Origin of the sequence: Staphylococcus arlettae (genome assembly GCF_025560845.1) — a bacterium.
Lineage (GTDB): Bacteria > Bacillota > Bacilli > Staphylococcales > Staphylococcaceae > Staphylococcus > Staphylococcus arlettae.
The window spans coordinates 2,266,341-2,286,538 of record NZ_CP094803.1 but is presented as its reverse complement, the minus strand read 5'-3'; the positions used below and the strand labels follow the sequence as shown (position 1 = coordinate 2,286,538).

At 34.5% G+C, this 20,198-nt stretch carries 22 protein-coding genes and 1 pseudogene; 15 read left to right on the top strand and 8 right to left on the bottom strand.

Annotation, left to right across the window (positions count from 1 at the left end):
* Positions 1-9: 9 nt before the first annotated feature.
* From MUA37_RS11240 to MUA37_RS11225, 4 genes are all read left to right on the top strand, one after another.
* Positions 10-1,176, top strand: a complete 1,167-nt coding sequence (locus MUA37_RS11240; RefSeq protein ID WP_021459101.1) for an aminotransferase class I/II-fold pyridoxal phosphate-dependent enzyme — start codon at positions 10-12, stop codon at positions 1,174-1,176.
* 337 nt (positions 1,177-1,513) lie between these two features.
* Positions 1,514-2,590 carry a branched-chain amino acid aminotransferase gene (locus MUA37_RS11235; protein ID WP_021459102.1) on the top strand — a complete coding sequence of 359 codons (1,077 nt, stop codon included), beginning with the start codon at positions 1,514-1,516 and terminating at the stop codon, positions 2,588-2,590.
* 233 nt (positions 2,591-2,823) lie between these two features.
* Entirely contained in the window at positions 2,824-3,513 is a 690-nt protein-coding gene (locus tag MUA37_RS11230) for an HAD family hydrolase (RefSeq protein ID WP_142019840.1), read from the top strand.
* 74 nt (positions 3,514-3,587) lie between these two features.
* Positions 3,588-3,977: a hypothetical protein gene (locus MUA37_RS11225; protein ID WP_002509522.1), complete on the top strand. Its 390-nt coding sequence runs from the start codon at positions 3,588-3,590 to the stop codon at positions 3,975-3,977.
* A gap of 50 nt (positions 3,978-4,027) precedes the next feature.
* Here the strand turns inward: MUA37_RS11225 and MUA37_RS11220 are convergent, their stop codons facing one another.
* Both MUA37_RS11220 and MUA37_RS11215 read right to left on the bottom strand, forming a co-directional pair.
* Entirely contained in the window at positions 4,028-4,696 is a 669-nt protein-coding gene (locus MUA37_RS11220; RefSeq protein ID WP_002509523.1) for a deoxynucleoside kinase, read from the bottom strand.
* The gene (locus tag MUA37_RS11215) at positions 4,689-5,306 is read right to left on the bottom strand and encodes a deoxynucleoside kinase (RefSeq protein ID WP_002509524.1); all 618 of its coding nucleotides are present in this window, start codon (positions 5,304-5,306) and stop codon (positions 4,689-4,691) included. The genes MUA37_RS11220 and MUA37_RS11215 overlap by 8 nt, the downstream gene beginning before the upstream one ends.
* A 62-nt stretch (positions 5,307-5,368) precedes the next feature.
* Here MUA37_RS11215 and tadA point away from each other — a divergent pair, with 62 nt between their 5' ends.
* The 3 genes from tadA to MUA37_RS11200 all read left to right on the top strand — a co-directional run bounded on the left by tadA (position 5,369) and on the right by MUA37_RS11200 (position 7,415).
* The gene (tadA, locus tag MUA37_RS11210) at positions 5,369-5,860 is read left to right on the top strand and encodes a tRNA adenosine(34) deaminase TadA (protein ID WP_002509525.1); all 492 of its coding nucleotides are present in this window, start codon (positions 5,369-5,371) and stop codon (positions 5,858-5,860) included.
* 100 nt (positions 5,861-5,960) lie between these two features.
* Positions 5,961-6,830: a Cof-type HAD-IIB family hydrolase gene (locus MUA37_RS11205; RefSeq protein WP_002509526.1), complete on the top strand. Its 870-nt coding sequence runs from the start codon at positions 5,961-5,963 to the stop codon at positions 6,828-6,830.
* Positions 6,831-6,848: 18 nt separating this feature from the next.
* Positions 6,849-7,415 carry an NADPH-dependent FMN reductase gene (locus MUA37_RS11200; RefSeq protein ID WP_002509527.1) on the top strand — a complete coding sequence of 189 codons (567 nt, stop codon included), beginning with the start codon at positions 6,849-6,851 and terminating at the stop codon, positions 7,413-7,415.
* Between the two features lie 85 nt (positions 7,416-7,500).
* Here the strand turns inward: MUA37_RS11200 and MUA37_RS11195 are convergent, their stop codons facing one another.
* The 4 genes from MUA37_RS11195 to MUA37_RS11180 all read right to left on the bottom strand — a co-directional run bounded on the left by MUA37_RS11195 (position 7,501) and on the right by MUA37_RS11180 (position 10,437).
* Positions 7,501-7,839, bottom strand: a complete 339-nt coding sequence (locus MUA37_RS11195; RefSeq protein WP_002509528.1) for a transcriptional regulator, SarA/Rot family — start codon at positions 7,837-7,839, stop codon at positions 7,501-7,503.
* A 664-nt stretch (positions 7,840-8,503) separates the two neighbouring features.
* Entirely contained in the window at positions 8,504-9,382 is an 879-nt protein-coding gene (gene folE2, locus MUA37_RS11190) for a GTP cyclohydrolase FolE2 (protein ID WP_002509529.1), read from the bottom strand.
* Between the two features lie 14 nt (positions 9,383-9,396).
* Positions 9,397-10,062: a bacillithiol biosynthesis deacetylase BshB2 gene (gene bshB2 / locus MUA37_RS11185; RefSeq protein ID WP_002509530.1), complete on the bottom strand. Its 666-nt coding sequence runs from the start codon at positions 10,060-10,062 to the stop codon at positions 9,397-9,399.
* A 15-nt stretch (positions 10,063-10,077) separates the two neighbouring features.
* Positions 10,078-10,437 carry a YojF family protein gene (locus MUA37_RS11180; RefSeq protein WP_002509531.1) on the bottom strand — a complete coding sequence of 120 codons (360 nt, stop codon included), beginning with the start codon at positions 10,435-10,437 and terminating at the stop codon, positions 10,078-10,080.
* Between the two features lie 365 nt (positions 10,438-10,802).
* Here MUA37_RS11180 and nagB point away from each other — a divergent pair, with 365 nt between their 5' ends.
* The 8 genes and pseudogenes from nagB (at position 10,803) to MUA37_RS11140 (ending at position 17,854) form a co-directional block, all read left to right on the top strand.
* On the top strand, positions 10,803-11,528 hold the full coding sequence (gene nagB, locus MUA37_RS11175) for a glucosamine-6-phosphate deaminase (RefSeq protein WP_002509532.1): 726 nt from the start codon (positions 10,803-10,805) through the stop codon (positions 11,526-11,528).
* 130 nt (positions 11,529-11,658) lie between these two features.
* Complete coding sequence (gene hxlA / locus MUA37_RS11170; protein WP_103388408.1) at positions 11,659-12,291, top strand: 3-hexulose-6-phosphate synthase; 633 nt, start codon at positions 11,659-11,661, stop codon at positions 12,289-12,291.
* A 2-nt stretch (positions 12,292-12,293) separates the two neighbouring features.
* Entirely contained in the window at positions 12,294-12,842 is a 549-nt protein-coding gene (gene hxlB, locus MUA37_RS11165) for a 6-phospho-3-hexuloisomerase (protein ID WP_002510765.1), read from the top strand.
* Positions 12,843-13,177: 335 nt separating this feature from the next.
* Positions 13,178-14,539 carry an AMP-binding protein gene (locus tag MUA37_RS11160; RefSeq protein WP_262624596.1) on the top strand — a complete coding sequence of 454 codons (1,362 nt, stop codon included), beginning with the start codon at positions 13,178-13,180 and terminating at the stop codon, positions 14,537-14,539.
* Positions 14,536-15,675, top strand: a complete 1,140-nt coding sequence (locus MUA37_RS11155) for a thiolase family protein (RefSeq protein ID WP_142019838.1) — start codon at positions 14,536-14,538, stop codon at positions 15,673-15,675. The genes MUA37_RS11160 and MUA37_RS11155 overlap by 4 nt, the downstream gene beginning before the upstream one ends.
* Complete coding sequence (locus MUA37_RS11150; RefSeq protein ID WP_002510768.1) at positions 15,650-16,036, top strand: hypothetical protein; 387 nt, start codon at positions 15,650-15,652, stop codon at positions 16,034-16,036. Before MUA37_RS11155 ends, MUA37_RS11150 begins: the two co-directional genes overlap by 26 nt.
* Positions 16,023-16,295, top strand: a complete 273-nt coding sequence (locus MUA37_RS11145; protein ID WP_002510769.1) for a hypothetical protein — start codon at positions 16,023-16,025, stop codon at positions 16,293-16,295. The genes MUA37_RS11150 and MUA37_RS11145 overlap by 14 nt, the downstream gene beginning before the upstream one ends.
* Before the next feature lie 157 nt (positions 16,296-16,452).
* Positions 16,453-17,854: pseudogene (locus tag MUA37_RS11140) on the top strand (MFS transporter).
* Positions 17,855-18,300: 446 nt separating this feature from the next.
* On the opposite strand, the gene vraX reads toward MUA37_RS11140, so the two are convergent.
* Both vraX and thiD read right to left on the bottom strand, forming a co-directional pair.
* Complete coding sequence (vraX, locus tag MUA37_RS11135) at positions 18,301-18,471, bottom strand: C1q-binding complement inhibitor VraX (protein ID WP_002510771.1); 171 nt, start codon at positions 18,469-18,471, stop codon at positions 18,301-18,303.
* 842 nt (positions 18,472-19,313) lie between these two features.
* Positions 19,314-20,144 carry a bifunctional hydroxymethylpyrimidine kinase/phosphomethylpyrimidine kinase gene (thiD, locus tag MUA37_RS11130; RefSeq protein ID WP_021459209.1) on the bottom strand — a complete coding sequence of 277 codons (831 nt, stop codon included), beginning with the start codon at positions 20,142-20,144 and terminating at the stop codon, positions 19,314-19,316.
* Positions 20,145-20,198 lie beyond the last annotated feature (54 nt).

The following is a 20,198-nucleotide window of genomic DNA, read 5'->3' as shown; positions in this document are numbered from 1 at the left end:
GGTTTTTCGATGAAGCCATTAAATCAATATATTTATGATATTGAAGTACCTGGTACCCGTCAATTTGCAAATAAAGTTGATCAATATGAAAATACGATTGATTTAACCTTAGGGCAATCAGGATTTGACCCACCTGAATATATTAAAGAAGCAATGATTGCGGCAATAACAGACAACAAATTACGTTACACACATAACAAAGGTCTGTTGGAGTTAAGAGAAACTATTTCAGAATATACTTTTAACAGGCATCAAACATATTTTAATCCTGAAAATGAAATTGTCGTGACTAATGGGGGCTCTGAAGGTATAGATGACGTATTGAGGACAATATTAAATCCGGGTGATGAAGTGATTTTGCCTTCTCCTACGTATTTAGGTTATGAACCTATTATAAAATTAGCAGGTTGTGATACTAAATTGGTAGATACCACAACTACAAATTTTAAACCTACAGCGAACAATCTTGAACAAGCTATTACTGAAAAGACGAAAGCAGTTATTTTTAATTATCCTACAAATCCAACAGGCACGACGCTGACTTATGATGAAATAGCATCGATTGTCAATGTACTAAAAGGTACAGGCATTTATATTATTACCGATGAAATATACAGTGAAAATGTTTATGAACGGAAACATCGCTCATTTATGGAATTTCCAGCAATTCGCAATCAACTATTTGTAATAAATGGCTTATCTAAATCCCATGCATTAACGGGTGCAAGAATAGGTTATGTACTCTCTACGCCCCATCTAATTGAGCAAGTAACAGCTGTACATTTATATAATTCAATATGTGTTGCTACACCAAGTCAATATGGAGCAATCAGCGCATTGAAACATGGTGATGAAGATATTAAAAAAATGAGTCAAGCGTATGTGGAACGACGTAATTATATATATAGTCGAATTCAAAAGATGGGTTTACCTGTTGAAAAACCAGAAGGTGCTTTTTATATTTTTCCTGATATTAGTCAATATAATCCAAATTCATTTGAATTTTGTACGGAGCTTTTAGAAAGTGAGCAACTAGCCGTAGTACCAGGGAAATCATTTTCACAATTTGGTGAGGGACATATTAGATTGTCATTTGCTTGTACTATGCAAGAAATAGCAGAAGCATGTGATAGACTACAACGATTTTTAGCAAACTATGATAAGCAAGTAAATTAATAAGCAAAAGAATATTGTTTGTAATTTTATGTTGAAACATCATTTAACGTATCGCAAGTAGATAGGCACATTTAATATAGTTATTAGCTTATTTTAAAAGTTTAGATATATTTGAAAATAAATATGAGTGGCAGTTTTATTCGTAAGAATTATCTTGATTAGCCAATTAAAATAATATGTAGAGTAGATAATCTATTGATTAGACCTCTATAACGCAAAGGTCGTTGTTTCTTATTAGTCAATTTGTTTAAATTTTTTGAAAATTATTGAATGCGACTATATGGATTGATATACTTTATAATACATATGAATTACGAATATACTGGAGGAATACGCTATGTCAGAAAAAATTGAATTTGTGCAACGTGAAAATCTTAAAGAAAAACCTGATCCAACTGATTTAAGTTTTGGAAAGTATTTCACTGACTATATGTTGAGCTACGACTATGATTTAGATAAAGGATGGCATAATTTACAAATTGTGCCGTATGGTCCAATTGAAATTTCTCCAGCCGCTCAAGCAATACATTATGGTCAAGCTGTATTTGAAGGTTTGAAGGCATACAAACATAATGGCGAAGTTGTCTTGTTTAGACCTGATGAAAACTTTAAACGTATCAATCACTCTTTAGCAAGATTAGAAATGCCCCAAGTAGATGAAGAGACAGTGTTAGAAGGATTAAAACAACTTGTAGATATTGAACGTGATTGGGTACCAGAAGGTGAAGGACAATCATTATACATAAGACCTTATGTCTTTGCTACAGAAGGTGTTTTAGGAGTACGTCCATCTTACTCTTATAAATTACTTATCATTTTATCGCCGTCTGGTTCTTATTATGGTGGTGAATCATTAAGTCCAACTAAAATTTATGTAGAAGATGAATATGTGCGTGCAGTTCGTGGTGGCGTTGGCCATGCTAAAGTAGCAGGTAACTATGCAGCGAGTTTATTAGCGCAAACGAATGCCTCTAAATTAGGTTATGATCAAGTGTTATGGCTAGATGGTGTGGAACAAAAATATGTAGAAGAAGTTGGCAGTATGAATATCTTCTTTGTCGAAAATGGTAAAGTTATAACACCAGAATTGAATGGCAGTATTTTACCAGGTATTACACGTAAATCGGTAATTGAGCTAGCCAAACAATTAGGTTATGAAGTAGAAGAACGCCGTGTATCCGTTGAGGAATTAATTGAATCTCATAAACAAGGTGAGTTAACTGAAGTGTTTGGTACAGGTACAGCGGCAGTTATTTCACCAGTAGGCCAATTGAAGTATGGTGAACAAGAAATTATTATTAATAATAATGAAACAGGTCCAGTTACGCAAAAACTTTATGACAACTATGTTGGCATTCAAAGTGGTCAATTAGCTGATCCACAAAATTGGAGAGTAGTTGTTCCTAAATATTAAACTTTTTATGTTATAACTAATATTATTAGACGCAAAAATTAACTAAAATTGTAACATAGTACAGTGAAGTAGGGCATGAAAATCTATTGATTTCAGCGCTACTTCTTTTTTAATTAAATTGAGTATCATTTTTTGATATGATGAGAAAGTATAATACTAATAGTTATGCTATAGCATGGCATAATTGGTATGAACTTAATAAAATGGATGTAAGTATGGGAGAGTAGGCACTTATGAAATGGATTTTATTTGATAAAGATGGCACATTGATACATTTTGATAGGAGTTGGATGAAGATTGGTCTCCAATTAGTAGATGACTTTATGACACAATATGAATCGGCTATAGGTGATGTGACAGAGGCTTATAAGCGATTAGGTATCGTGAATAATGAAATTCAACAAGGTACAGTTATGGCGTCTGGCTCGTTAGATGAAATCATTAATGCCTTTGATAACCTAGCAGGTCAAGATGTCTCATCATGGGCACAACAACGAAGTCAAACATTAGTTGATCAACGTGTGCCTGAAAATGTGTGGGTAGAAGGTGTCGATCAAACAGTCAAAGCTTTACATCAGAAAGGTTATAAACTAGGTATTGTTACTAGCGATACGAAAAAAGGTGTCGAACAATTTTTAACTGATACAAATATGCATAAATACTTTGATGTGGTTATTTCAACTGAAGCAAATGCAGTAGAGAAACCTAATCCAGAGGTGCTAAAACCATTATTTGATAACTATGATGTCGATTCAAGTGATGTTATGATCGTCGGTGATACAGCTAATGATATTAAAACTGGGAAAAATGCACAACTTGGGCTTAGTGTTGCAGTATTAACGGGTGTGGATATTAAAGAAACGTTTACAGAAGCAGATTATATTTTACCTACTGCCAATCAAGTGTTAGATATATTAAATTAATAGTAGAGTTTTCTAAGATATGTCATAATATACGAAACGTATATTATGACTTTTTTATAACAGAGGTGAGAGACGTGATTGATGGGAAGTATGCTGTATATCAAAGCGAAACATATAAAGTTGTTGATATAAGTGGTAGTGAAGTGTTGCTTGTTACAGAAGATGCAGCGAGCGAACTAAAGGGATTTCAAGCAGAAACTACAACACACACATTACATACGCTGTATTATAAACATGTGCAACGTGATAAGTTAGATGAGTTATATGAGTTGTTTCAAGAAGCACGATATCAAGGGGCTATATTTGACTATTATCAAGATAATGAAGGCAATCATTATATAGGTACAAATGATCAAGAAAAAGCGAATACGTTTGGTTTAGTTGCATCACTTGATGATTATTATAGTGCAGTGGTGGCTGAAGAAGACATAGAAAAAATTATTCATCGACATCATTTAGAATAAAAAAAGAGGGGCATGAGTTTACTCATAGCTCCTCTTTTTAGGTTGAATATTTAATGTTGTCGTTGATCTACGTTTCTATAAGTATCAATAACTGTTTTGATTTTATTGATGACACCGTCAAGGGAGTCTGGGTCATCATGTAAGTCATATTCATTGATGTTAACTCTGACTACTGGACAAGCGTTAAATTCGCTAACCCAATTGTCATAGCGTTGGAATAGTTTTTGCCAATATGCAGGATCTGTGTCAATTTCCATTTGACGGCCACGTTGTTTAATACGTTCAATGACATCATTATAATCACATTCTAAATAAATAAGGACATCTGGTTTTGGGAAGTATGGTGTCATAACCATAGCATTAAATAATTCAGAATACGTATGGAAATCTTCAGGAGTCATAGTTCCTTGTTCTTCGTGCATTTTCGCAAAAATATCGACATCTTCATAAATAGAACGATCTTGAATAAAGCCGCCACCATATTCAAACATACGTTTTTGTTCTTTAAAACGTTCGGCTAAGAAATATATTTGTAAATGAAAGCTCCAACGTTCAAAATCGTGATAAAACTTATCTAAATATGGGTTATGTTCTACGTTCTCAAAAGAAGTACGGAAGTTTAAGCGTTCGGCTAATGCTTTAGTTAACGTTGATTTACCTACACCTACTGTACCCGCAATGGTAATCACTGCGTCTTGTGGTATACCGTAATTATTCATGTACATTTCCTCCAATCATGGGTTTCACTAAATTTAATATATAAGCATAATCATCTGCGTGTTGTACAAAATCAAGATGGGTCGTATCAATTTTAATGACATTCGCACCTTCAGCTTTTAACGTATCGTAATATTGATTATAATCTCGTTTCAATGATAATAAATAGTCATCTGAAATTTGATGCTCAAAGCTACGATTGCGTTGTGCAATTCGTGACTTTAACACTCGTAAGTCGGCATCCAGAAAGATAATCATATTAGGCATTTGTAAGTCTTCAGTTAAAATATCATAGATACGGGAGAATTTTTCAAACTCTACAGGTGTAAGTGTGTTATGTGCAAATATTTTATTTTTGTGGATATGATAATCGCTGACAATACCATTTTGAATTTGGGCAATGTCTTGAAATTGTTTATATCGATTACATAAGAAAAACATTTCGGTTTGGAAGCTCCATTTTGAAATGTCTTCATAGAACTCTGATAAAAAAGGATTTTCATCGACAATCTCTTTTTCTTCGTAAAAATTGAACTCACAACTGAGTTTATGTGTTAATGAGGATTTACCGACACCAATCGGTCCCTCTATTGCTATAAATGTGTTTTTCATAATTAACGCTCCAATGTTAAAATAGACAATAAGTATTGTACCATATGTGAGGAGTAAGACCCATGACAAGAGATGAATTTTATATGGAAATTGCGTTGGCAGAAGCACGCAAAGCAAATAATATTGGAGAAGTACCGATTGGTGCAATCATTGTGAAAGATGAAGAAGTTATCGCTAGAGCACATAATTTGAGAGAAACTTTGCAAGACCCAACAGCGCATGCAGAGCATATTGCAATTCAAAAGGCAGCTGAAGTAATAGGTAGTTGGCGCTTAGAAGGTTGTACATTGTATGTTACTTTGGAACCTTGTGTGATGTGTGCAGGGACTATTGTTATGAGTCGTATACCACATGTTGTGTATGGCGCACCAGATCCGAAGGGTGGATGTGGCGGTAGCTTGATGGATTTAATACAAGAAGCACGATTTAATCATCGTGCCAGTGTAACATCTGGTATATTAGAGCAAAGTTGTGCTGAAATGTTAACGTGTTTTTTTAAAAACATTAGAAAACAGAAAAAAATCAGTCGAACAGAGGATAATACAAATAGCTAAAGATTTGTTAAACTATATAATGTGTTACAAATTTGTGGCAAATGAGAATAATTCATAGTGTTTGTGTGATTGAGAAAAGAAGGAAATGAGGTCATTAATAATGATAAATTTAATTGCAACAGATATGGACGGGACGTTATTAAATGCGGCACATGAGATTTCAGAGGAGAATATAAATGCGATTCATTATGCGCAATCACTAGGTATCACAGTAGTTATTGCCACAGGAAGAGCTTTTTATGAAGCGAGTACACCCGTTGCACAAACTGATTTAAAAGTACCATATATATGTTTGAATGGTGCAGAAGTTAGGGATGAATCTTTCAATATTAGTAGTACTTCAAATTTAAACCGTGAGTTAATTGATAGAATTACTGGTGAACTGAACAGTGAAGATATTTATTATCAAATCTATACGAATATTGGTATTTATACGGAAAATCCAGAACGTGATTTAGAAATTTATATCGATATTGCAGAACGTGCAGGTCAACAAGCAGATGTTGAAAAGATTAAAGCTGGTATTCAAAAACGTATTGATAATGGTACGTTAAAAGTGGTGGAAAACTACGATAAAATTAAAGAAACTCCCGGAGAAATCGTCATGAAGATATTAGCATTTGATAGCGATTTGGAGAAGATTGATCGTGTCAGTGCTAAGTTGGCCGAGTCTGGTAGTCTAGCTGTTTCTTCTTCTTCTAGAGGGAATATTGAAATCACACATGCGGATGCTCAAAAAGGAATTGCATTAGCTACAATTGCCGAAAAACTACATATTGATATGGATAATGTTATGGCGATAGGAGATAATCTCAATGATATTTCTATGTTAGAACGTGTTGGTTATCCGGTAGCAATGTCAAATGGTACTGAAGAAGTGAAAGCAGCATCTAAATATATCACTGAAACAAATGAAAACAGTGGTGTGGGCAAAGCCATCATGAAATTGCTTGCAGAATGTAACAAATAATACTATGAGGTGACATAAATGAAAGGTTTAATAATTGTTGGAAGTGCCAAAGTTGGCTCTCATACAACAGCGTTATCAAAATATTTGAAAGGTCATTTTGAAACGCATGATTTTGAAGTAGAAATTTTTGATTTAGCTGATAAACCTATACATCAGTTAGATGTTTCAGGAGCGTTAGCGCCTCTAGAAACTTACAAAGCAAATTTACAAGAGCTACAAACTAAAGCACGCGAAGCGGACTTTTTTGTGCTAGGTACACCAAACTACCACGGTTCGTACTCTGGTATTATAAAAAATGCGTTAGATCATTTAACTATGGATGATTTTAAAATGAAACCAGTTGGCTTAATTGGTAACAGTGGTGGAATTGTCAGTGCAGAACCACTATCTCATTTACGTTTGATCGTCCGTACATTATTAGGTATCGCGATACCAACTCAAATTGCTACACATGACTCTGATTATAAAAAATTAGATGATGGTACATATTATTTAGCAAATGAAGAGTTCCAATTACGTGCGAGATTGTTCGTAGATCAAATTGTTTCATTTGCTCAAAATAGTCCATATGAACATTTAAAATAAACCATTTTTCTTAGCTACTTAAATATGATGTTTGCGTTAGAGACAGTTACATCGGTCTACGTAAGGCGTCGTACTTAAGTAGCTTTTATTGTGGCGTCATAATTACAGTGTTAACAATTTCTTTGAACCGTAAAAGTAAGTTGTTGATTTTAGCTAATTGAATATCATATAAGTGTATGCGGCGTTCATCGTGTAAATCACGTTCTTTCTTGAGTAAACCTAAAGCGATAAGGTTACTGAGTTGTGTTGAAATGGGTGTGTTTTTATTGTACAGTGCTTGTTTTAATTCAGTTGCTTCGATGCTGTGCTTATTAATTGTCGCAATTTTATCTAATATAACAATTTCAACTAATGTTAAATTTAAATCTTGCTTGATTAATCGTTTTATTAAAGTACGTTTTTCTTCGTAATGAATAATATTCATAATATAAAACCTCCAATGAATAAAGTGACAATGTCAGTGAGTCGGATTTTTAATAAATTCCGGCTATATAAAAAATCAATTAAGCTGAGTTATTTCTGTGTTTGAAATGATAGTGTGTTATCGAACATTGTGTCACTTTAATGTATGTATAATAGGTGGAAAATAAATTTAAAATAAGATGGTTAACAGGTATTAAGTAGTAGATAAGTATTTACTATATGCCCATTATTGTAATATTTTTTTGACTAGATAGAAATAAAGTTTTTTTACTCTTAGTAGCTAAATATTTACTATATAAAATGTTGATAATCTAGATATTGTTAAAATATTAATAAATAATGCTTTTATTTACAAATTAACAAAATGGGGGTGGGATAGAAATCTGAATTTATTAAATGGATTGCGTTGTCTTACTTCGACATGGATGGCTAAAACTGACCAAGTTTCCGGCTTTGTTGGCAGTTTTTGTGCACGCTTTCCGCGGGCACTGCCTTAGCCTGTAGTCTTCGGCAAGTGCTATTCCCGCAGGAGTTGGCACAAAAGACTGCCAATATTATAGATAAACGCTTAGGAGACCTAAAATTTAAGGGCAATTTAATGCTAATACAAAAAGAGACTGGGACGAATCAATTTTGTCCCAGTCTCTTAAAATGTTTATATGAAATTATTTACGATATTTTAATTTAGCAAAAGCATCATGTTGGTGGATTGATTCTTCGTTACGACATTCAATATCAAAACCGTCTATCCAGTCTAATTCTACTAAATCTGCAGCGATTAAACGAATTAAATCTTCGACAAAACGAGGGTTTTCGTAGGCACGTTCAGTGACACTTTTTTCGTCAGGTCTTTTTAAAATTGGATAAAGGATAGAACTTGCATTTGCTTCCATAGCATCTAAGATTTTTTCTTTATAATCATCGATAAGTTCTTTATCTTTATTCATATATGCTTTGACCGTAACAATACCACGTTGATTATGTGCAGAATATTCACTAATCTCTTTTGAACAAGGGCACAGTGTAGTAACTGCCGCTTCGACAGTTAATTCTTTTCTGGTAACGGAGTGTTTATCGATAGCTAAACCATAAGTAACATCTGCATGTCCGACTGCTTTAATGTTAGTTACTGGGCTAATGCGATCGAAGAACCATTTACCAGACACATCGACACCGGCATCGTTTTGATTCATACTTTTTTGTAAGCTTTGTAATACTTGATATAAAGCAGTGAAATCTAACTCAATCCCATTATTGTAATGTTTTTCCACACTTTCTAAAATTCTACTCATGTTAATGCCTTTTTCATCTAGTTTTAAACTCGTTGAAAAACTAAATGTACCAGCAGTTTGGAAACGATCAATTAGTACAGGATAGACCAAGTTTTTAATGCCAACTTCTTCTATTTCAAACAAGAAATTTTTATGTGTACTTTGTAGGTCTTTCATTTTTTCTTTAATTGTTGGTTTGGTACCTTCGATAGGGTCGACAGAACCGAAGTGTTTCCATCTGCCTTCTCTTGTAGATAAATCAAATTCAGTCATGCTATTGCCTCCACTTAAGATTCAAAGTTATAAGTCCAATAAGGTTCAACTTCTAAGAAGCCTTTTGCTTCACCAGATAGTTCCGGTGTGGCCAATTGTTGTAAGAAAGGACCTGTTTGTGATGCGTGTGCTTCAAATGCGCGTAGTTTTACCTCTTTATAATCACTGATCTCATTTAAGATATCAGGCTCACCTAATTTTTCGGGAGCATCATTGCTAAATGCTACTAATTGTAATCTTGGTCTTTCATTTTTAGGCATACGACCGACAGTACGTACGACTGCTTCTGCAGTGGCTTCATGGTCAGGGTGCACTGCAAATTGTGGATAAAATGAAATAATCACTGACGGTTTTAATTCATCTATCAATGATTTTATCATAGCGTCCATTTCATCATTTGGTTCGAATTCGACAGTTTTATCACGCAATCCCATTTTACGTAAATCTGTGATGCCTATTGCTTCCATTGCTGCTTCTAGCTCTTTTTCGCGAATATCTGGTAACGACTCTCTAGTTGCGAACGGTGGATTCCCGAGGTTACGACCCATCTGACCTAAAGTTAGGCATGCATAAGTGACGGGAACGCCGTTATCAATATAGCGTGCAAGTGTTCCGGCTGATGAGAATGTTTCATCGTCTGGATGTGGAAAGACAACCAGTACGTGATTTTCTTCTGACATATGTGGTGTCCTCCTTTAAATATTAAATGGTTGTGTGCTGATTTCTAATGTAGCTGCAAGTTGACCTTCATAATTAAAACCTGCAATTAGAAATTCTCCATTATCATTGATTTCGTAATGTGTTAATCCTTGTACATAAACCCATCCATTATTTGTAAGTTTTAAACCAACGCGAAATGGGTCTTTGTCGCCACCTTTTAATTGTGCATGTTCAAAGGTAATATTGATATTTCTTAAAAATGTCCCTGCATTAAAAACACGTTGATCAAAATGGTTGGCATACGCGCCATTTGTAGTCTCAACATGGATATAAACAGGCTTATTTGCATATGATGTTAGTATGGATTGTACTTTTTCTCGTTCGATAAGTTCCAACAACTTCACTCCCTGTTTGATGTTTAGTAATTTAAGTGATTAAACATAACATTCACTAATATCATGAATGCTAATACTAAAAATCGGAATAAGAATATATTTTAAATAGGAAAAAACATCCTATACCAGTTTATTAAAATAACTACATTTAATTACTATTATTTTTCTATTCTACTAAAAACTGCGGTAGAAATGTATAACTATGCTCAATTAATTTTATAAATTGAATATTAATGATACAGGATTTTAGGTTAAATAACTAGCCCCATGATAAACTAAGAGTTGATAATGTTATTTGCTGTTAATGATGCCAACAGTATACATTTAAATAAAAGTATCGAAAAGTTTATAGAGGGGGAAGTTTTGTGAAAATAACTAATTTAGGTTCGCAGTCTTATGCATCTTTTTATGTAGCGTGTGAATTATTTAAGCAGATGAACGGTGATAAGCATAGTAAGTTAGGCCTAGCTACTGGCGGGACGATGGTTGACGTGTATCGATTTTTAGTAGAGTTATTGCATAAAAATCAACTTGATGTGAGTGATGTTATAACGTTCAATTTAGATGAATATGTCGGTTTAACTTCAAACCATCCACAAAGTTATCATTATTATATGAATGATATATTATTTAATCAATATCCTTACTTTACTACAACACAAACTTATATTCCAAGAGGCGATGCTGATGATTTAGATCAAGAAGCTAAGCGCTACGAACAACTTATAGATGAGTTAGGGCCGGTTGATATTCAAATATTAGGCATTGGAGAAAATGGTCATATTGGCTTTAATGAACCAGGCACTGATCTTAATAGCCCAACACACATTGTAGATTTAACAGAAAGTACCATTCAGGCAAATAGTCGCTATTTTGAACATGAAGCTGAAGTACCAAAACAAGCAGTGTCGATGGGATTAGCATCAATTTTAAAGGCGAAGCGGATTATTTTATTAGCATTTGGAGAGAAAAAACAAGCAGCTATAACAAAATTAGCACAAAAAGAAGTAAATAAAGATGTGCCAGCAACTATATTACATGCACATCCCAATGTGGAAATATATGTAGACGATGAGGCAGCACCTTTTTAATTAACATATCGTTTTAATCATGTTTTCTCAGGGTAGAGATGTAATGTACGAAATATAAGCAGTTTTTATGCATATTGAAGTGTATTTTAGTAGCATTAAGATATGATGAAATATTGAAAGGATGAGATTATTGGAATTACAATTAGCAATTGATTTATTAAACAAAGAAGAAGCAGCAGAGTTAGCTAATAAAGTAAAAGACTATGTTGATATTGTAGAAATTGGTACACCAATAGTAATCAATGAAGGTTTACCATCTGTACAGCATTTAAATGACAATGTTGACGGCGTTAAAGTTTTAGCAGATTTAAAAATTATGGATGCTGCCGATTACGAAGTAAGCCAAGCAGTTAAATTTGGCGCAGATGTTGTAACCATCCTTGGTGTTGCAGAAGATGCATCAATTAAAGCAGCAGTTGATGAAGCACATAAACATGGCAAACAATTATTAGTAGATATGATTGCAGTACAAGATTTAGAAAAACGTGCGAAAGATTTAGATGATTTAGGCGCAGATTATATCGCTGTTCATACTGGTTATGACTTACAAGCTGAAGGTCAATCTCCTTTAGAAAGTTTACGTAAAGTTAAATCTGTAATTAGTAATTCTAAAGTAGCAGTTGCAGGTGGTATTAAACCAGATACAATTAAAGATATTGTTTCAGAAAATCCTGATTTAATTATTGTTGGTGGCGGCATTGCAAATGCTGATGACCCTGTAGAAGCTGCTAAACAATGTAGAGCTGCGATTGAAGGAAAATAATGATGACAGAAATCACAAATTATCGTTTAATACTAGATGAAATAGACAACACATTATCACATGTGAAAGACAGTGAAGCCGAAACGTTTTTAAAGCAAATTATTAAAGCAGAGCAAGTTTTTGTATCTGGAAAAGGACGTTCGGGTTTTGTAGCAAATAGTTTTGCGATGAGATTGAATCAGCTTGGGAAGGGGGCACATGTAGTTGGTGAGTCCACTACACCTTCCATTACCGAAAAAGATTTGCTTGTTATCCTTTCTGGCTCAGGTTCGACAGAGCATTTAAGATTATTAGCAGATAAAGCTAAAGCTGTAGGTGCAGAAGTTGTATTATTGTCAACAAATCCAACGTCAAAGATTGGTGAACTTGCAAATGCAGTGATTGAATTACCGGCGGGAACGAAATATGATGCTGAAGGTTCAGCACAACCTCTAGGTAGCTTATTTGAACAAGCATCACAAGTGTTTTTAGATAGTATTGTTTTAGATTTAATGACTGAGATAAACGTTGATGAAGAAACAATGCAACAGAACCACGCTAATTTAGAATAATAGTAATAATAAAAAGTCTGGAACAGTAAGCTGTTTCAGACTTTTTTCTATCTTCGATAAATTTCAAACGTGGAGACAATGTTATATTGTCACAGTATTTTCGCGCTTCCCTAAATAATAAGATTGTTTATTGTTGAAGGAGAAGTGGGATTGTTCACCACATGAGAGTTGATAAACGATTTGAGCTAACATATCTTTACCATTTTAAAAGGTATGTTAGCTATTTTTATAGGATAAATTGGGTTAAGGTTACTACTGTAATGCCATATACGTTGTTAGCTTATAAATGTTAATATATAAAATATATAGGTTAACAAAGGGGTGAAGGTGAAGAGATGAAAGTTTGGAGCAATATACAGTATTTCGCACAAACTCAACCTGACAAAAAAGCTTTGATATTTGATGCTAACTGTGTCACGTATGAGGAACTGTGTCACGCTATCAAAGAACAAGCGGATATGTTAGATAGTATTAGCGATGGGCAACGTGTTGCCTTGACGATGACGAATCCATTAGCTACTATGATTGCCTATTTTGCGGTATTACTAAAGGGTGGCGTTCCGTGTGTATGTGATTTTAGATGGCCTGATGCCAAATTAAGAGAGATTTGTGCACATTATCATATTAATTATCAACTTAACGATGATGGCGTATTAACAGAAAAACACAAATATAACCATGTACAACAGGTGACTGATTTATTACATATTGGATTTACTTCAGGAACGACAGGTATCCCTAAAGCTTATTATCGTGGTGAAAACTCTTGGATTGCATCGTATAAACAAAATGAGGCATTAATGGTTCACCCCATTGAAGTTATTGTAGCTCCAGGACCGCTTGCGCATTCACTATCATTATATGCGTGTGTGTTTGCCTTATATACTGGTAGAACATTTATTGGGCAACAACACTTCGAAGCACAACAGTGTATACGGAACATGCAACAGAACGATGGTACTTTCGCATTTATGGGAGTGCCAACGATGCTCCAACAATTAGTTAATTACTACGCACATATACCATACCTGCACTATATTTTTAGTACAGGTGACAAATTACATATTGCGTTGAGAACACGCATTCAGCAATTATTTAGTCAGGCAACACTGATAGAATTTTTTGGTTCTTCAGAGGCTAGTTTTATTAGTTATAACATTGATAATAGTGCGCCAGCACAATCCGTTGGCAAAGTATTTCCAAATGTAAAAGTCCAGATTGTCGAACCTGATAATGAGGGCATAGGTTTGTTGTATGTAAACAGCGACATGGTCTTTAATGGTTATGTCGATGCAAGCACACCTACTAAAGAGTGGATTACTATTGGTGATTATGCTCATTTAGATACTCATCAATATTTATTTTTACATGGTAGAGAAAATGATCGCCTGATTATCGGAGGCAAAAATGTTTATCCTATGGAAATTGAAAAAGCAGTAGTGTTACATCCAGATATTGAAGAAGCTGTGATTATTAGTCGTCCGCATGCACAATTAGGTGAACTGGCTATTTTACTTTATACCGGATCAAGTGAAATCTCATATACAGCAATGAAAAGTCATTTGATTACACATTTGGCACGTTATCAAGTGCCTTCTAAAGTAGTAAAAGTACCTAAAATGACATATACCCATAGCGGTAAAATAGCACGTGCACATATGAAGGAACGTTATTTAAAAGGAGAGTTTAAGGGATGAAACAACCAGTTATAGTAGCAGCTAAGCGTACACCATTTGGTAAATATGGCGGTGTTTTGAAGCACCTTGAGCCGGAAGATTTATTGATGACTTTATATGATCACTTTAAATTACAACACTCTGATAGTTTGGCCGGTGTGGATGATATTATTTTAGGTAATGTTGTTGGAAATGGTGGTAACATTTCACGAAAATCATTGCTAGAAGCAGGATTAGCGCACTCGATACCAGGGGTCACGCTTGATAGACAATGTGGTTCTGGTTTGGAGGCAATCATGCATGCATGTAGAATGATTCAAGCTGGCGCAGGCGAAATTTATATTGCTGGTGGTGTCGAAAGTACAAGTCGGGCACCGTGGAAAATTAAAAGACCACAATCCGTCTATGATACAAAATTACCTGAATTTTATGAACGTGCTGCTTTTGCACCAGAGGGTCAAGACCCATCTATGATTCAAGCAGCAGAAAATGTGGCACGTACTTATCATGTGTCGCGAGAAGCACAAGACAAATATGCCCATGAGAGTCATAGAAAATCTCTATTAGCGCATCAACAAGGGGTTATGTCCCAGGAAATAATTCCTTTAACAGTTAAAGGAGCAGAGGTTGCACTAGATGAAAGCATCAAGCCTAAATTAACATTGAAAAAATTATCACGCTTACGTTCAATATTGCCTGATGGTACTGTTACAGTTGGTAATTGTTGTATGAAAAATGATGGGGCAGTCATGCTGTTGATTATGGAGGCGAAAACTGCACAACGTTACGGTTATACTACCGGCTTACGTTTTGTTGATGGTCGTACAACTGGGGTCGACCCTCAACTGTTGGGTATTGGACCATTCCCAGCAGTGCAACAATTATTGGAGCGTCAACAATTAACTATAGAAGATATTGATGCCATAGAATTAAACGAAGCCTTTGCTTCTCAAGTAATTGCAAGTCAACAACAGTTACATATTACACCGCAACAGTTAAATAAATATGGAGGAGCCATTGCAATCGGTCACCCGTATGGCGCCAGTGGTGCTGCACTTGTGACGCGCTTATTCTATATGACGGCAGCGCGTAAATCTATTGCTACGATGGGTATCGGAGGTGGCATGGGCAATGCAATACTTTTCGAACGTTGGTAGTGAATGGCAAACTATTTACTTTTCCACACAACTTGTTACAGACTATAAAGCCTTAGTTAATGTGAAACAGTGTGATATAGATGAAGTACCCCCGTTATTGTGTGCTCGCTTGTGGCAAGACTTTAAGATATTTCAACAATTTAAAGCATACAGTATTGCGCTTGTCAGTACTGAAGTAACACAATATTATAAATTAAAGTGTAATAGAAAGTATAAAGCAAAATTAGTATGTAAAAATGTAAAACAGCTAAAAAAATATACGAAATATACGTTTGTGTTAGAAATTTATGAATATAATTTATTGTGTATATCTATAACACAACAGTTCATAGAATGGGGGTCTATAAATGCAAGTTTCTGAGGAAATGTTACAACAGTATTTGATATTAGTTAACGACCCTAATCCTATTCATCAACATATTGTACCTGGACAATTAGTTGTAGAACTAGTAATTGCTGAGCGTAAAATAGCTTGGCAAAGTTTTAAAATAAAATACGTTGAACCTATTGAGATTAATGAACAAATTACCATTAGTAACTTGTCACACTCCTGTATTATAGTTTCGAATACCTTTAATGGGGTAAAGAAAGTAATCTTAACTAAAAACGATGAACTATAAAGTTATGCGTTTCTTAATTTTAAAAATAATTATTACAAATGCTAAAAAACTGACTATTGTATGATTATTAAAAATTAAATAAATAATTTTGTTAAAATTTGACAAAAAATTTTAACTACATATAATGTTATAACATGTTAAAGGAGTGACATGTTCAATGGATTTTGATAAAAACGAAATAAACATGGTCGATGCCAAGAAAGCGAAAAAAAACTGTTTTTGCTACTGGCCTTGGCAATGCTATGGAATGGTTTGATTTTGGTCTTTATTCCTACTTGGCAGTCATCATTAGTCAAAACTTTTTCAGCTCAGTTGAAAATGACCAATTAAAATTAATTTTCACTTTTGCAACCTTCGCTATTGCGTTCTTACTGAGACCAGTAGGAGGCATTATCTTTGGTATCATTGGTGATAAGTACGGACGTAAAGTAGTATTAACAACAACTATTATCATGATGGCATTTTCTACATTGTTAATAGGTATACTACCTACATATGATCAAATTGGAATTTGTGCACCGATATTATTATTAGTTGCTCGTATTTTGCAAGGATTCTCAACCGGTGGAGAATATGCAGGTGCAATGGTGTATGTAGCTGAATCTTCTCCAGATAAAAAGCGAAATACTTTAGGTAGTGGCCTAGAAGTTGGGACATTATCAGGGTACATTTGTGCTTCAGTAATTACAGCAATTTTATTTTATGCGTTAAATGATGAGCAAATGGCAACATGGGGTTGGAGAATTCCATTTATCTTAGGATTATTCTTCGGTATTTTTGGTTTCTATTTACTTAGAAAACTAGAAGAATCACCAGTATATGAAAATGACATTCAAAAACAACCAAAACGTGACACCATTCGTTTCTATACGATTATACGTTATTACTATAAAGATATTATTGTCTGCTTTGTGGCAGTGGCATTCTTCAACTGTACAAATTACATGGTAACGTCATATTTACCATCGTATTTGCAAGGTACAATTAAAATGGAGAGTGGAACAGTATCAGTCATTATCACACTAGTAATGGCATTTATGATACCGTTAGCTTTAATGTTTGGACGATTAGCTGATAAAGTTGGAGAGAAAAAGGTCTTTTTAATTGGGTTAATCGGGTTAACATTGACAAGTGTATTTGCATTCTCACTAATGCAATTAGAACATATTGCATTTATTGTGATCGGTGTGTTCATTTTAGGATTTTTCCTATCAACATATGAAGCAACGATGCCTGGTTCATTACCGACAATGTTCTACACACATATTCGTTATCGTACATTAGCTGTAACATTTAACGTCTCTGTTTCGTTATTTGGTGGTACGACGCCATTAATCGCATCTTCTTTAGTAGCGAAAACGGGCGATCCATTATCACCAGCATACTATTTAATGGCGATGAGTATTGTGGGGATTTTAGTTGTAGGTTTATTACATGTTAGTACATCACATAAATCACTTAAAGGTTCGTATCCAAATGTCGACAATCAAGAAGATTATGATTATTTTGTTGAAAATCCGGATAAAGCATTGTGGTGGACGAAAGATAAACGAGTATAATTTATTTTCGGCATTATTAAAAGAGGTTGGGACAATATTGATTTGTTCCAACCTCTTTTAATATTGGCAGTAGCTGACTGCATTGAAAATGCGCTTTAAACCAAGCTTTTTTCAACGCTAGTCATCCTTGTCGGGGTGGGACGACGAAATCATTTTTTCAAAATCAGATTTCTGTCCCACTCCCTTTTTTACATACTAAAAGCGACGATTGAGTTAGTAAACCTCGAGGTGCTCTCCAGGTTATTAAAGGGGACAATCTTTAATCTAACTGCTTTATCGCCGCTTAAAAGTGAGTTTTTAGGGTTGTGTGTCTAAAAGTATCATGCGTAAGGGGACAGCTTAGCAAGTACTTTAAATACGACTTTATTCATACTTTTTGGGGAGTAATTTTATGTTCAATCTTTTAAGTCTTGGTACAGTATTTTGTTGTTCTAAGGTGTGAAGTGTTAATAACTTAGTTTCATGTTATCAACATCGTGCTCTAGTAGAGAGAGTAATTTGTATAATTCATTATTACTAAAATGTTCATCACATTTTACTGTAATGGTTTTGAAGGTTTTAGTAATAATTTCATAAATTGGATTACCATTGTCAAAAGCTTGTCTATAAATAATCATGATGTAATACCTCCTTTGCTCTCTACACTTAATATGGTATCGTAATATGATTTGATTTTCATGGGGCTAGGGTATCAATTTATACTACGACTATCGTCTAAGTTTAAAATGTAAAGTTTATGTTCTATTGTTTTAATGTGTTTGTAGCGTTTTTGTACAATTGGGATACTAGCGTTAGTTAACCTAACTTGTAGATTACTAATGAAACTTACCTCCTTTGTTCGCTACAATTTTATTATATTACAGGGTATAACCGCATGCATGAGTCTTGTGTATTAACTTATCCTACGACTTTATTATTATGTAAGTTAAGAGGAGTGGGTTGTTAAGTTGCATAGTGAACAGTGATTTAAGATGAGATTAGGATATAAATGTCCATTTTAAATATTCGATTTTGACTGTGCATGCTTGACTAGGGGGATGGTTCGAGCCTGTAGTCTCTCACTCGTACTATTTCCTCGGGCATCAACATGATACAAAATCGATACAACATGTACTTTGTTATTAAAAAACAATCGATTTTGACCGTGCATGCTTGCCTGGGGTATGGCTCGAGCCTGTAGTCTCTCACGCATACTATTTCCCCGGGCGTCAGCACGTTTCAAAATCGGTACAATTTATATTTGGTTAATCAAATATAAGGATCTTCGAAAACATAAAAGTTAAACAAGAACTTGTGTTTGTCTTAATGACATTGAATATAGGAAGGGCAGTAGTTCAGCAATCAACAAATTTTCATAAAACTAAAGAAAACATCAATTACTATATCTTACAATAGAAATTGATGTTTTTTAGTCAGAGATATTCATGTGTATGTTATTTAGTTATTTTATGACGATGAATTATACTTCTGTTACTTCTACATCGATATGTTCGACACGGTTATGTGCACCGTGATCGACTGGACCGACAAATTGATTCATTTTCCAACCGTTTTTAATAGCGGAAGCAACAAATGCTTTTGCAGCGATTACTGCTTCTTTTGGTGATTTACCATTTGCTAGGTAAGCTGTTGTTGCGGCAGCAAATGTACATCCTGCACCGTGATTGTAACTTTGTTGGAACATAGGGGTTGTGAGTTGATAATACTGCTCGCCATCATAGTATAAATCATATGATTTATCTTGATCTAAGGCTTTTCCACCTTTAATGATAACGTGTTGTGCACCTTGGTCATGAATGATTTGTGCTGCTTTTTTCATGTCGGCTATAGACGTTAATTTGCCTAATTGTGATAACTGTCCTGCTTCAAATAAGTTAGGTGTTACAACAGTTGCCTTAGGTAATAGGTATTCAATCATAGCATCTGTATTTCCCGGGTTAAGTACTTCATCTTCACCCTTACATACCATTACTGGATCAACTACAAAGTAATCTGCACCAGATTGTACATAAGCTTCACCAGCACGCTTAATGATTTCTTCCGTGCCTAACATACCTGTTTTTACAGCGTCAGGTCCAATTGAAATGGCAGTTTCTAGTTGTTTTTCAAAGACGTCAAATGGGATTGGTGTTACGTCATGTGACCAAGTGGCCTTATCCATAGTAACGATAGAAGTTAAAGCAACTATGCCATACGTTTGTAATTCTTGAAAAGTTTTTAAATCAGCTTGCATACCAGCTCCGGCACTTGTGTCAGAACCTGCAATTGTTAACGTTTTTTTTAGTGCCATTATAAATTGTTCACTCCCAAAAATAATTTATCTATATCATATCATGTTTAGCAA